Raw genomic sequence first — 14,077 nt, forward strand, 5'->3', positions numbered from 1 at the left:
TGGGCACTCCTAGATAAGCACTTGCGCTAGCATGCGCAAGCCAGTGATGATGAGAACAACGGCGAAGATTTTTTTAAGTAAACCAGCGTCTAGCTTGTTGGCAATGGTCGCGCCGACTGGTGCAAATAAAACCGTTAGCGGAACAATGCACGCAAAACCTAGCAAGTTTACATAGCCGTATGTTGCGAAGGGGGCGTCAGCAGGTGTGGTTCCTACGAATAACAACGTAAGTGCTGCGGGTAGCGAAATAATTAAGCCTACCGCCGCAGCAGTTCCAACCGCTTTGTGCGCTGGGTAATTACAAAAAGTGAGTGTAGGCACGGTTAGCGTACCGCCGCCAATACCCACCATAGAGCTAAATAAACCAATACACGTTGCCATCACTGACTGACCTGCACGGCCCGGTAGCCCTTTAAATAGCGCATCTTTTTTGCCAATAAGCATATTGATGGCAGATAAGGTTGCGATAACGCCGAACAACAGGGTCAAGAACGTTGGGTTAACCACGGTTACCGCATAGCTTCCAGCAAGTACCCCAATTAAAATAAATACTGCCCATGCTTTTAGCAGCGCAAAGTCAACGTTGCCTTTACTGTGGTGAGCGCGAATAGAGCTAACTGAAGTAGGGACGATAGTCGCAAGCGACGTGGCCGTGGCAATAACCATGGCACTTTCAGGCGACACACCAAGTGCTTGGAAAAGAAAAAATAGTACCGGCACAATAACAATACCGCCACCTACGCCAAGCATACCTGCTAGTATGCCGGCAAATACGCCCGTTCCCGCGAGCGATAATATAACCGTGAGGTTATCCATTAAAAACTGCATGTGATTTCTATCTCTTTAACAATTGCTATTTAAATACTTTGTATGCGTTAAGCTGTTTGAGAAGCGCCTTTGCAGACGCTTTCCAAAAAAACGGGGTTGTGGAAGCCAAGGTTTAAAAAAAAACTAGCGATGACCGAAGTAAGCTTTACCGTCACTTCGCGGGTCGCTCGCGCCGCTAACCGAGCCCTCTGTGTCGCGAATAATGGCACCCGCGTGGCCCATAAGTTCGTTGCAAGGATCTACCGTAACCATATCGTGCCCCCTTGCCAGTAAGCTTTCGCCCACGTATTCAACTAAATCACGTTCTGCTTTTAAGTTGTGGCTTTGATCGCCCCAGGTTCTGCCAAGTAACCATCGACCAAGGGAAATCGCTTTACCAATAGGCTGTCCGTGGTAAATATGGCGGGCAAATAGCGCGGCTTGGGTTTGAGGTTGACCCTCACCACCCATGGTGCCGTAACTCATACGGCGTCCGTCGATAAGCTCGGCAAACGCAGGGTTTAAGGTATGGAACGGCTTTAAGCCAGGCGCTAAATATTGGTTACTGTTTGAGTCTAGCGAGAACGAAGTGCCTCGGTTATTCCATACAATGCCGGTTTGAGGGCTAACTACGCCTGAACCGAACTCCCAATAAAGAGATTGAATGTAGCTCACCATACGACCTTCTGAGTCGCAGCAGCCCATCCAGATGGTATCGCCATGCTTGGCTTCGTGTGGCCACGGCAATGCTTTATCTAGTGAAATGTTTTTCACCATTTCATCAAGTGCGTCGTCACTTAACAGGCTTTGTAAATTTACCGGGGTACGAGACGGGTCGGTTACATTCGCGTTACGGGCAATGAAAGCTTGTTTGGTACATTCAATAAGTAAATGCACCATGTCTGCATCGGTATTGCCTAAATGCTGAACCTTGTCATAAAGTGCCAAGATAATAAGCGAGGCTACACCTTGCGTTGGTGCAGGTAGGTTATAAAGCTTGCCTTTGCTGGTAGATACTGACAATGGCTCAACAATCGTTGCTTTGTAATTGTTGAAATCTTCAAGGCGAATAGGCGAGCCAGCCGCTTCTAAGTCTTCAGCCAGTTTTGCCGCTAATTCACCATGGTAAAAATCATCAAGCCCTTTATCTGCCAATTGCTTTAAGGTTTCTGACAGCTTTGTCAGTTTTAAAATTTTGCCTTTTTTAAGCGCCTTGCCTTTAATTAAAAATTGCGCGAAGTTTTCGTCAGCGCTTAGTTCGTCGAAGGTCTTGTTACTGGCATCAACTAAACTTTGAGTAACTTCAATACCCCAGTTAGCTTGGCTTATCGCCGTATCAAACAATGTGGTTAGTGGTAAACCACTTTGCCATTCATGGCTTATATCTAGAGCAGCTTTCCAACCGGCCACTGCGCCGGCCATGGTCAATGCAGACTTTCCGCCTCGGCTTGGTATGGCATCGCTACCTTCGTAAAATGCGGGTGTTGCGCCTTTTGCTGCCACGCCTGATGCATCGATACCAATAGGCTTTTTGCCCGGCTCACTGATGAGCCAAAATCCGTCACCGCCCATGCCGTTCATATGTGGGTATTCAACGGCAATAGAGGCTGCAGCGGCTACCATAGCTTCAATAGCGGTGCCGCCTTTTTCTAGTATGTTTAAGCCCACTTGTGATGCTGCAAAGTGAGGGGCTGTAAACGCAATATTAGGTTTTTCACTCATAATTATTTCCTTCAAAAACTCAGCAACCACGCCATCGTGTTTAGCCCTAGTTAGTCAATAGCTAGGTAAATAGACGTGCTGTCTCGTCTAACTTCCGTCTCTTTTTTCAACTTAAGTGCGATAGGGCGCTCTGTGCTTTATTTTAGTGCGGCATAACCGGCACTTAAATGAAGTTAAACAGATACTTTGCGCGCTTTTCACCTTTAGCGAGTGGTTAGCGTTTTAGCTAACGCGAGAAGTGCAAGATCGTTGCCTTTTTTGCCCACAAGCGATAATCCGCACGGGGCATTGTGTAGGGTAAACAACGGTAAATGAAGCTGGGGTAAACCCGCAAGCCCTGCTACTGCCGTAAGGGCGAGCAGAGCGTTTCTATCATTTGCCAGAGTCGTATCATCGGCGTCACATCGAGGTGCGACACCAGGTGTTGTGGGCATAACCAAAACGTCTATTTCTTCAAATAGCCTAGTTAAATGGTTTATTACCACGATTTGCTGCGCTTTAGCTTGTTCTACATCTTGTGTTGTTATGGTTTTACACCAATCTAAGCGCAACATAATATCGTTAGCGATGTCGGGTTGAGTATTTTCAATCCATTCGCCATGCTGCTGCCAAATTTCACTGCCTTGTAAAGTGCGAAATGTAGCGGCGGTTTGTAACTTGTTTAAATCAACTTGTGTTTCTGACAGCACAATACAATTATTGCTGTCTTCAAGAGCATTAAGCCAGGTTTGGCAAAGCGATGTATGAGCGGTTTGCTCAAATAAGTGTGCCGCTATACCCAAGCGAGGTTCGTTAGGTATGTCACTTTGCGTAGCACTATCAAGACAAACATTGGCTACCTTTGACAGTGTATCTAAATCCCTTGTCATCCAACCCACGGTATCGAACGATGGCGCAAGGGCTACCATGTTGTCGCAAGCCACGGCGCCATGGGTGGTGCGAAGCCCCCATAAACCCTGATAGCTAGACGGTACGCGTATAGAGCCACCTGTATCTGTGCCAAGACCAATATCGGCAAGGTGTGCGCTAACGGCAACCGCAGAGCCTGACGAAGAACCGCCAGGAATATGAGCTGGCGCTACCGGGTTCACAAGCGTTTCGTAATGCTTATTTTGCCCGTGTAAGCTGTAAGCAAGTTCGTCAGTAATGGTTTTACCTTTAAACGCGGCGCCTGCTGCAAGCATGTTCGCCACACAGCTATTTGTACTTTTTGGTACGGGGTGCGTTGCCAACCAATCCGGGTTGCCCGCTGCTGTCGGTAACCCTTCAATATCGAATAAGTCTTTTACCGCGAGCCCTAAACCGCTTAGCGGTTTGTTTACATTGCACGCTTTTGTTGTGCCTTCGGTTAACCCTTGGCTTGCCCCGTTATTTAAAGAAGACGTGTCTTCCTTACGGTTTTTAAAGCCATTAAAGGTTGTTTCTAAATTTTCAATCGCCTGCGTGAACTTTGCATCACAGGGCTTTAGTACAAAAGGAGAGCTCACAGCGCGTTACTTATTAATTATTGTTTCTTTATTAGTCTTTCCATCATGAAACAACTGTTTCACTATAAAGTCAAGAGAAACGATCGTTGCTTTTCGCTTCAATAGAAATAATTGACTGAGAGAGAATAAATGAAGACGTGAGCAAGAACGCAAAGCAAGGCTCAGTTACAGCGGATTACGGTTAAGCAGCCTTACCAAGCTGTGTGCTTTTCTCTGCGTTTTCTCTGAGGCTATTTGGATGGGGTAAATAGCTTGGGATATGCGTAGTTGTGCCAGTTAGTAGCTAAAAGCCTTGAGGGTTTTCTTTCAGAAAGGCAGCTTCTTCGGCTGTAGATTCACGGCCCAACACTGAATTTCGGTGAGGGTAGCGTCCAAACCTTTCAATGACCGCCTGATGGCGTTTCTCAAAAGTGTATTCTTTCTCAAGCCCTTCCTGAGAGAAGAGTTCCAGCGCTACATCGTGAATAGCTAACGACTCGCTGTGCATAAAAGGCATGTACAGAAACGCTCGTTGTTGCGGGGTAAGCATTTTGTCAGCCTCTACGCTTACCGCTTCTTGAGCCAATATCAGCGCTATACTGTCAGCACTAAATGCATCTGGCTGATTGCGATAAATATTTCGGGAAAATTGATCAAGAAGAATAATTTCGGCAAGCCTACCTGTGGCCGTAGCGCGCCAAGGCCAAAGTTCACCACGCACAGCCGCTGTGCGCAACGTAGAAAACCGTGAAGCAATGGTTTTATCTAATGCTGCATCTTCTTTAAACCATTGTTCAGGTGACAGTTCACCAAACCAAAAGTCTAGTACACCGTTAGCCTCTTCCATGACTACTCGCGTTTTATCCATATTCACCTCAACTACACGCTTACTGCAGTAAAATTAAAGTCATTAAGACTTATACTTCTTTTTATCGAAAAAGTTCCATTTTCGCTTGCGAAATCGTAATTGTGTGCTACGACCGCCTATATAGTATTGCTTAAAAAGTGTGCTATGGGAAGAGTTAACGCTTAGGGCTTTCTAATTCATCCATTTGAATGTAGATATCAGTAATGGCATCAACACGGTCTGCGGCCTTACTACCTAATGCGTCGTAGGTAAGGTTACACAGGGATGCGACTAAGCTCATGGGCGCGGCGTAGCTATCGAAAGGAGAGTCACTGCCAATGTGGGTTACAAGCAGGTGGTCTACATCATTGCGATAACCTTGGCCTGTAGGGTCGGTTATTAGCACCGTTTTGCAGTGTTTTATGCTGTTTAGAACAAACTTGAACTGGCGGGTCCTGCGGCGAAAGCCGAAAAGTACCACTAGATCATTTTCTGTGAGGTCAATAAGATCTTCGCTAAGGGTCTGCCCAGGTTGGGGAAGTACGCGAACCGATGTCCTAATTTGCTTAAGCTGCTGTCTAAAATGAAGGGCGATTGGGTAAGCGTTGCGAAACCCAATTAAAGTAATCTGACCTGCTGAAGCAAGCAGTGTAGCTATATCTTTTAGTGCATCGGACGATGTACCGTCGAATGTATTAGCTAAATTTTTACTATCACTTTCATGCTGTAGAACGCTGCTTGAAGGATTTACTACAGGCACGCCCTGCTCACGTAGTTGCACTAATGCGTCTTTGGCTTGTTGGTGCGACTCGAAGCCCAGCTGGCGAAAGAACCGACTTACGGTGGCTTTCGAAGTTCCTGTTTTTTCTGCAATGAATGAGGTGGACTGGCTAAGGACAGCGATAGGGTTTTGCTGAATGTAATGCGCGATAGATTTGCCCGAAGGTGACAACGCGGCATAGTGTTTTTCAATCTGTTGTAAAACGTCGCTAGGGCTATTTTTTGTCATTGGTATCGCCTTATACATCTTGTGCAATTATTTCACGACTTTTGTTCGATATACAAACACAACGTGAAATTCACCAATCAATTCCACTGAAAATCGCCAAGGGTTACGAAGATAAGAGCGATAATAACGAATAAATAGGTTACTAAATTCCGCCCTTCAAACTTTATTTATCGAGTACAAATCTAAAAAGTTTAAAGCCAGTAATGGCTTACCTAAACTAACGCCTGTATTGGGCTAAAGTTGCATCTAATTACTTCTTCAATTCATACATTTTGGCACTACACTTTCATACATACTAACGGTAAAAATTCACGAAAGTGTCATCAGTTGGTAATCATGTTGTTGGCTTAGCTGTTTTGCTGTTTTTCTAGGCACACCCGATTTACTAGAAAGGTCTACAGCGAGTTCAGCGTGGTTTAAAGAAAGAGGTGAGTTGTGGCAAAGCTGTGGTCTGAATTGATCTTGCTATTTGTAGCAGTTCCTTTTGCCGTTCTTTACTGGATTAAGCATTTTGCAGATTATCTCATGCCTATCTTAGGGGTAATGGGGCTTTGCTGTTTGGCTGTCTTGTTAGCAGATAAACAATTTAAACGTATTAAATTGTGGCATTGGGAAGATTATCGAATACATTTTAAAAGTACGCTTAGGCTATTTTTGCCGTGGGCGAGTTTACTCGCGCTTGTGGTTTACTTTTTAAAACCCGAACTGTTTTTGCACTGGCCTATGAATCAACCATGGATGTGGGTAGCTACTTTGCTGATTTACCCCATAGTGTCGGTTATCCCACAAGAGATTATTTTCCGTACCTATTTCTTTCATCGTTACAAGCGTATTTTGCCTTCCAAATACGCAAGATGGGGGCTAAGTACTTTTCTATTTGGTCTTGCTCATTTGGTATATGGAAACTGGATTGCAGTAGTAGTTTCTTGGATTGGTGGTGCTATTTTTGGCTACAGGTATATGCAAACAAACTCAACGCCTGTTGTGGTTATTGAACATGCCATATGGGGAAGCTTTTTGTTCACCATTGGGTTGGGATCTTATTTAGTTATTGCTTCGTAACAACGTTTGTTAATAACAATCACACATGAACACCAAGGAGTAGGGTTATGTTCAGTGCTTTGCAAACTTTGCTATCAACAATCGCAGATAAGTGCTTAAAGAATAGTTTTTTTTCCAGCGGCGTAGCCGAAAGTTTAAGCGGCGTAGCCACAAACTTAAACGGCGTAGACCTGAATTCAAACGACATAGCGCTGAAATTAAAAGAATTAGCTTTCAACCCCTTCACACAAACTTTGCTTCAGCAAGATGATGACGCTGGTGCGATAACTAGCTTGTCGAGCGCTCAGTCGTTGCTCTCGCAGCTGTGGGATAACTTTATTTATCGTTTGCCAGGCATGGCGTTAGGCATAGTCATTATGGTGGCGTTCATTCTCTTGGCGCCACATGTCGCAAAGATTTTAGTTAAGCCGCTAACGCGGACAACCACATCTCCGCTTTTGCGCTCGGTAATTCAACGAAGCGTTAGCTTACTTTTAATACTACTGGGTATTTATCTTTTTCTGTTCTTAGCTGGGCTTACCGGTTTTGCCATTGCGGTAGTAAGTGGTACCGGTGTAGTTGGGCTTATTCTTGGTTTCGCATTTCGCGATATTGCAGAGAATTTTATTTCAAGCCTTTTGCTTACCATTCAACGCCCGTTTCGAATAGGCGATATCGTACAAATTAATGACTTCACCGGCATTATTCAGAAAGTGACGGCGCGCGCGACAACGCTGGTGGATTTTGACGGTAACCACATACAAATACCCAACGCGACCATTTACAAAGGCGTGATTAAGAACTTAACCGCTAATCCGCTTATGCGAGGCCATTTTGTTATTGGGGTAGGTTACGACGCCGACATACAAGATGCGCAGCGAATTGCCCGCGAAGTTACAGTAGAGCAAGGCAATGTTTTAAGTGACCCTGAACCGCAAATTCTTATTGATGAACTAGGTGCGTCTACCTACAACGTAAAAGTTTACTTTTGGGTAGATGTAGAGAAAACCAGCGTATTAAAAATGGCTTCTGTGCTAATGCGTAATATCACGCAAGCGTTCTTAGATGCGAATATTAGTATGCCGGATGATGCTCGAGAACGAATATTCCCAGAGGGTATGAACCTTAGTATTGAAAAAAGCGAAGCGGTAGGCTCGCAACGTCATGAAGAAAACACAGAAGACTGCCCAGAGCTAAGCTCAGAACTAAAGCCAGAACTAGGCACAGGCGACAAGGAAAGCGTATCTTCAGGCTTTTCTGGTGGAAAAGAATCGGCCCAGGAAAATGTGGCTGAACATTCAAGTGATAAAAGTGGTAGGGCTACAAGCAGTGAAAGTGCTGCTAACACGAAGGGCCAGGGCAAGAGTCGGAAAAAGAGCAAGGGCAAGAACCCGTTAGGTCATAGTCCTGCCGGTGATTATACAGTTGAGCCTTCAGGCACTTCAGCGCACAGCAACGAGCAGCAACAAACTAATAGCCACAAAAACGATAGCCATAAAGGCAATAAGCAAACAGAGAATCGCCAACAGCCAACATCTAATGAAGATGACGTATCATCAGAAGCCCATGAAATAAGAGAGCAGGCCCGCAAGTCGAGAGACCCAGAGGCCGGTGAGAATATTCTCTAATACCGCGGCGTTAAACCGGTGGTACAGGTGAAAGGTTACACCTGCCAAGAAACCCTTGCCACAGGTTAACATGGGCTTTCATAGCGCGACTGTATTCATCAAAACCGTCTTGAGATTGCTGCTTGATATAGTTTTTGAACTCTTCATGTAACGCAGGCTGCTTAAGCCAGTCTTCCCACAAGGGAGCTAGCTTGTAATGGTATTGATTTACCAAGCTTCCCACGGGCTGTATTTCTTCAATGAAAAATAAGTAAAATACGTTTCGCAGTATCTTAGCTTTATCACTAGCGCGGCCTTCCGGGCAGCTCACTGAATCAAGTTCAGTGGTTAGCATGTTTGTAAGCAAAGAAAGGTTTTGCGTTAACGTTTGCTGTGTATGCCACAGCGTAGCGGGTAATCGAGCTGAACGTATAATTTGTAGCTGTTGTTCTAACTCGCTGCTGTCGATAAGGCTTTCTTCACTATCAATTGGGCTTTTATCAATGACCTCGTCACTGGCGCTACCTGTAACACCTTCAGAAGCATTGCCTACGCGGTTCTGATTGGTGGTCACCGTTCTAGTGCTTTGCTTTGGTGCCGTCTCGCCATAAGAAAATGACATGTTATTTAAGCTGCTTAGGTAAAAAAGCGCGTTAACGCTTGAAAGGGCGTCTTTATTATTTTCAACGGAAAAAAGACGTTCAGGCGTGTTTAGCGCCAACCTTAATTCTTGGCTCCCTTGAATAAGGTTTGCCCATGTTTTGCTGTAATCTTGTGACTTTTGTTCACGCCACGAAGCAATCGTTTCGGCCAGCGCCTTATTTTTTTTAAGCGCGTTTTTATCTGCGCTTTCACTATCACTAACCCTGCCACTTGCTACTAATGCTGCTTCACAGCTTTTCAAAACACTAAGCAATTTGCTTTCGTAAGCTAGTCTTTGTGACGGCAGCTGGCTTTTTCCCAACGATGTATTGCGCTCGGCAACCACAGTGCCTAACTCACAATCTTGCAGCGCATAAAACTCGCGCAAGTTAATGCTAACACCCTCTATAGTGTGTTTTAGCGTTGCTGAGTCGGCCAGTTTAGGAAGTGGGGTAGTGATCTTGTCGTTGAATGTATCGGGTAGGGGCGTGTCTAGTACTCTAGAAAGACGTTCTGCATAATCTTCAATGCTCTGCTTTACCGTATTGCCCCCAAAGCACCCGAACAAGGTAACTATGCCTGCGCTGACAATACTGATGCGGCAGAGTTTTATGAATCTACCGCCGCTGTATATATTTGTATCTTGGGCGCCGCAGGAGCTTTTTTTCTGATAGCCGCGGTCGCTCTTGCCCTCATAGCCGTAGAGGCTTTTATTCTTACAGCCGCGGGCGCTTTTCAATTGAAAAGTCAGGTTGCGTAAAGCCTTCATGCTGATGCACCAGTATGAAGGCCGCGACCACCGTCAACATAGATGATTTGCCCGGTGATATAGGGCGCCGACACTAAAAACGACAGCGTATTAGCAATGTCTTCAGGTGTACCTAGCTCGCCCAGCGGAATGCTTGATAGCAGTTTGTCTTTTTCTGCATCATCCATTTCCCGCTCTGGCCACAAAATAGCGCCAGGGGCGATACCATTTACACGTACGTTAGGGGCTAAATCTATAGCTAACGATTGGGTAAGCGAGGCAAGCCCCGACTTAGCAATTAAATAAACGCTGTGGCTGGGCAGGGGCCGGTCAATATGCATGTCAACCATGTTGATAATGCAACCTTTGTTCGTTTCTAAAGCGGGGGCTAGCGCTTGCGATAAAAACAGCGGCCCTTTTACGTTGCTTCCTACTAGAGAGTCCCAATCATCTTCTGAAATATCACCCACGGGCGTAGGGTAAAAGCTTGAAGCATTGTTTACTAACACGTCTAGCTGACCCCATACATCTAGTGCCTTTTTGCCTAGCGCCTTTACTTCGTCTGAATTGCAAAGGTTGGCTTGTAGGCAGGCGGCAGAATCCGGTCGTTGACTATTTAGCTTTTCAGCCAGCGCAAAAGCATCGTCTTTAGAGTGCCCATAATGAATGATAATGCGATAGCCTTCATTGTGTAGCTTACACGCCATGGCGGCGCCTATTCGTTTAGCTGCCCCAGTAATCATTGCTACAGGAAGTGCAACAGGGCCTGAATTTGTCATAATAAAAGCTACTCTCTATTTTAAATCGTTTGGCGGTTGTAAGGCTTGTGTACTGCGCTTTTTTTAATGCCTATAGATGTCTTCTAATATTTGCTCGGCTTGCGCAATATAATGCGCGCCGAATAATAACCCGTGATTTAAAATATGGTAAAGCTGGTAAATTGGTTTTCTTAACGCGTAATTTTTTTCAATTGGCGTGTGCTGATGGTAGCCATCAAAGAAGGTATCAGGGAACCCACCAAACAGTTCAGCCATAGCAAGGTCAGTTTCCCCATCGCCAACATAAACGGCAGGGTCGAACAAAACAGGCCCCTTTTTGTTGAAGCCTGCGTTACCCGCCCATAAATCGCCGTGAAGCAGCGAAGGGTGGGGTTGATGTAAGCTTAGAAGGTGTTTTACTTTCGTAACAATATTATCAATATCTCCGTTTTGTTTTGTCCATTGCCCATTCAATGCCAAGCGTTCTAACATACTGCCAATGCGTTTCTCAGCAAAAAAGTCGGCCCACGATGCCATGCGCCCGTTGGTTTGCACGCTGGCCCCAATATAGTTGTCGTGGGGCCACCCATAGCTGGTGTAGGCGTTAACGCTATGCAGCGCAGCAAGCTGCTGCCCTAGCGTAAAATAATCGCTTACAGCAGGCTCAACAAATCGAATATGAGAAAGTACTAAATATTCCATATTGGGCGATTCGTTTGCCGTAATACCGTGACAAATAACCTGGGGCGTACACATGGTTTGTGTATTGGCAATAGCAGTTAGTCCTTCAGCTTCATGTGAAAGTTGCTGGGTGTCGTCGTAGCCCCTTGTTTTTACAAAATACCTGTGGGTCTCATCTTTTATGATGTAGCTTTCGTGAGTATCGCCACCGCTTACGCGCTCGGCCCTTTGGCAGCTAAAAAATTGCTGTGTTTCATCTGAAATATGTTCGCTGATAAAATGCCACATATTACATACTCTGCTTGGTTTAATGCTTAAGCCCAAGGCGGAAAGGGTGCTCTGCAGATATTGGCCTAATGTAATTTGAGTTGCATACAAGGGGCTTGTTTATTCACCATTATCGCCTTCAACTAAAGTATGGGATAAAAATGGTGAAATGCATAAGTTACGACATCAAATCTAATTAAAAACCTATTTGATATAAACAATGACACACTAATTAGTGAATAAAGGCTTTTCAATATTGAAGTTGACCATACACTGGTTATAATCCACCACTTGCTTTAACACGGCTTGATTTATAAAAGCTTATTAAACAAGCGCACCGCGTGTGTTTTACCGTTACGCTATTTTGGATAGCTAATGTAGATAGCTAGCGTGGATTAGTTAAGCAAGTTTCGAGTGCTAAAAAGCACGATTAAATTTATCAAATAAATGCATGTGGCGCAGAGTAGGCGTCACCACTGTAAAGGAATTAAAATGCCTGTAATTACCCTTCCTGATGGAAGCCAACGCGCTTTCGATAACGCTGTTTCTGTACTAGACGTTGCAAACGACATTGGCCCTGGTTTAGCCAAAGCAACCATTGCAGGGAAAGTAAACGGTGAGCTAGTTGACGCCGTTGATATGATTGACGCGGACGCACAACTTCAAATTATTACTGCAAAAGACGATGAAGGGTTAGAAATTCTTCGTCACAGTTGCGCGCACTTGTTAGGTCACGCTATTAAACAGCTTTGGCCTAACACCAAAATGGCTATCGGCCCAGTTATCGACAACGGTTTTTATTACGATGTTGATATGGAAGAAAGCCTAACCCAGGAAGATTTAGCCAAACTAGAAAAGCGTATGCTTGAACTGGCTAAAACCAATTACAACGTGGTTAAAAATAAAGTGAGCTGGCAAGAAGCACGCGATGCATTTGAAGCACGCGGTGAAAGCTACAAAATGGAAATTCTTGATGAGAACATCAGCAAGGACGACCGCCCAGCACTTTATCACCACGAAGAATACACAGACATGTGTCGTGGTCCTCACGTGCCAAACATGAAGTTCTGTCACCACTTCAAACTAATGAAAGTGGCAGGTGCTTACTGGCGTGGCGACAGCGACAACAAAATGCTTCAGCGTATCTACGGTACTGCATGGGCTGACAAGAAGCAGCTTAAGTCTTACCTACAGCGTTTAGAAGAAGCGGAAAAGCGCGACCACCGTAAAATTGGTAAAGCACTTAACCTATTCCATTGGCAAGAAGAAGCGCCTGGTATGGTGTTCTGGCACAACGATGGTTGGTCAATTTATACCGAACTAGAAAGCTTTGTGCGTAAGAAGCTTCGCGAATACGGCTACGACGAAGTAAAAGGCCCATTAATGATGGACCGTACGCTTTGGGAAAAATCGGGTCACTGGGACAAGTACGCAGAAAACATGTTCACCACCGAATCTGAAAAGCGTGAATATGCTGTTAAGCCAATGAACTGCCCAGGCCACGTACAAATTTTCAACCAGGGTTTGAAATCGTACCGCGACCTACCGCTAAAAATGGCGGAATTTGGCTGCTGTCACCGTAATGAGCCATCAGGCGCACTACACGGTCTAATGCGTGTTCGTGGCTTTACGCAGGACGATGCTCATATTTTTTGTACGGAAGAACAGATCCTACAAGAGGTAAGTGACTGTATTAAAATGGTGTATGAGACATACGCAGCGTTTGGTTTTGAAGATATCAAAGTCAAGCTGTCTACTCGCCCTGAAAAGCGTGTAGGTGCTGACGAGATTTGGGATAAATCTGAAGCTGCGCTTGCGGAAGCACTTAAAGCCAACGATATCGAATTCGATTATCAGCCAGGCGAAGGTGCGTTCTACGGGCCAAAAATTGAGTTTACGCTGCACGATTGCTTAGACCGTGCATGGCAGTGCGGAACCGTACAGCTAGATTTCTCAATGCCAGGTCGCTTAGGCTCTACTTATGTAGCTGAAGATGGCGAGCGCAAAGTACCGGTAATGATTCACCGCGCTATTTTGGGTTCACTAGAACGCTTCATCGGTATTTTGACCGAAGAATTTGCAGGTTTCTTCCCACTTTGGTTAGCACCTCAGCAAGTTGTAGTAATGAACATTACTGACAAACAAGCTGATTACGCATCAAATTGTGTAAAAAAACTGCAAGATTTAGGGTTTAGAGCAAAGTCTGACTTGCGAAATGAGAAGATCGGCTTTAAAATCCGCGAGCACACGTTAAAGCGTATTCCATATATGCTAGTTGTGGGCGATAAAGAAATGGAAGCGGGCGAAGTAGCAGTGCGCTCTCGTCGCGGCGACGACCTAGGCAAAATGAGCCTGGAAGACTTTATTGCCATGGCTCAACAAGAAGTTGTAGAAAAGACAATTAAATAGTTGAGCAATTTGTGTATAATGCACAAGTAAGGTGTCTGCTTTTGGTTTTACTTTAGGTCAATCGACTATCCCA

The 14,077-nt window shown here is 45.1% G+C and carries 11 protein-coding genes; 3 read left to right on the top strand and 8 right to left on the bottom strand.

Annotation, left to right across the window (positions count from 1 at the left end):
- Nucleotides 1-9: 9 nt before the first annotated feature.
- The 5 genes from PCAR9_RS07365 to PCAR9_RS07385 all read right to left on the bottom strand — a co-directional run bounded on the left by PCAR9_RS07365 (nt 10) and on the right by PCAR9_RS07385 (nt 5,851).
- Nucleotides 10-828 carry a sulfite exporter TauE/SafE family protein gene (locus PCAR9_RS07365; protein WP_179983038.1) on the bottom strand — a complete coding sequence of 273 codons (819 nt, stop codon included), beginning with the start codon at nt 826-828 and terminating at the stop codon, nt 10-12.
- Nucleotides 829-951: 123 nt separating this feature from the next.
- The gene (locus tag PCAR9_RS07370; protein WP_179983039.1) at nt 952-2,529 is read right to left on the bottom strand and encodes a gamma-glutamyltransferase family protein; all 1,578 of its coding nucleotides are present in this window, start codon (nt 2,527-2,529) and stop codon (nt 952-954) included.
- A gap of 203 nt (nt 2,530-2,732) precedes the next feature.
- Nucleotides 2,733-4,016 carry an amidase gene (locus tag PCAR9_RS07375; RefSeq protein ID WP_179983040.1) on the bottom strand — a complete coding sequence of 428 codons (1,284 nt, stop codon included), beginning with the start codon at nt 4,014-4,016 and terminating at the stop codon, nt 2,733-2,735.
- Nucleotides 4,017-4,299: 283 nt separating this feature from the next.
- Nucleotides 4,300-4,863 (bottom strand): DUF924 family protein, encoded by a 564-nt coding sequence (locus PCAR9_RS07380; RefSeq protein WP_179983041.1) that lies wholly within the window; start codon nt 4,861-4,863, stop codon nt 4,300-4,302.
- A gap of 154 nt (nt 4,864-5,017) precedes the next feature.
- Entirely contained in the window at nt 5,018-5,851 is an 834-nt protein-coding gene (locus PCAR9_RS07385; protein ID WP_179983042.1) for a MurR/RpiR family transcriptional regulator, read from the bottom strand.
- 435 nt (nt 5,852-6,286) lie between these two features.
- Between PCAR9_RS07385 and PCAR9_RS07390 the strand changes: the two genes are divergently transcribed.
- Entirely contained in the window at nt 6,287-6,913 is a 627-nt protein-coding gene (locus PCAR9_RS07390; RefSeq protein WP_179983043.1) for a CPBP family intramembrane glutamic endopeptidase, read from the top strand.
- Nucleotides 6,914-6,960: 47 nt separating this feature from the next.
- Nucleotides 6,961-8,520, top strand: coding sequence for a mechanosensitive ion channel family protein (locus PCAR9_RS20240; protein ID WP_420000782.1), 1,560 nt, complete (start codon nt 6,961-6,963; stop codon nt 8,518-8,520).
- A gap of 10 nt (nt 8,521-8,530) precedes the next feature.
- Here PCAR9_RS20240 and PCAR9_RS07400 read toward each other — a convergent pair whose 3' ends face one another.
- From PCAR9_RS07400 to PCAR9_RS07410, 3 genes are all read right to left on the bottom strand, one after another.
- Nucleotides 8,531-9,910, bottom strand: coding sequence for a DUF3080 family protein (locus PCAR9_RS07400; protein ID WP_179983044.1), 1,380 nt, complete (start codon nt 9,908-9,910; stop codon nt 8,531-8,533).
- Nucleotides 9,907-10,668, bottom strand: coding sequence for a pteridine reductase (locus PCAR9_RS07405; protein WP_179983045.1), 762 nt, complete (start codon nt 10,666-10,668; stop codon nt 9,907-9,909). The genes PCAR9_RS07400 and PCAR9_RS07405 overlap by 4 nt, the downstream gene beginning before the upstream one ends.
- Before the next feature lie 63 nt (nt 10,669-10,731).
- Nucleotides 10,732-11,616 carry a fructosamine kinase family protein gene (locus tag PCAR9_RS07410; RefSeq protein WP_179983046.1) on the bottom strand — a complete coding sequence of 295 codons (885 nt, stop codon included), beginning with the start codon at nt 11,614-11,616 and terminating at the stop codon, nt 10,732-10,734.
- Between the two features lie 471 nt (nt 11,617-12,087).
- Here PCAR9_RS07410 and thrS point away from each other — a divergent pair, with 471 nt between their 5' ends.
- On the top strand, nt 12,088-14,004 hold the full coding sequence (thrS, locus tag PCAR9_RS07415; protein ID WP_118489586.1) for a threonine--tRNA ligase: 1,917 nt from the start codon (nt 12,088-12,090) through the stop codon (nt 14,002-14,004).
- Nucleotides 14,005-14,077: the final 73 nt, after the last annotated feature.

This window comes from Alteromonas macleodii (assembly GCF_903772925.1).
Lineage (GTDB): Bacteria > Pseudomonadota > Gammaproteobacteria > Enterobacterales > Alteromonadaceae > Alteromonas > Alteromonas macleodii_A.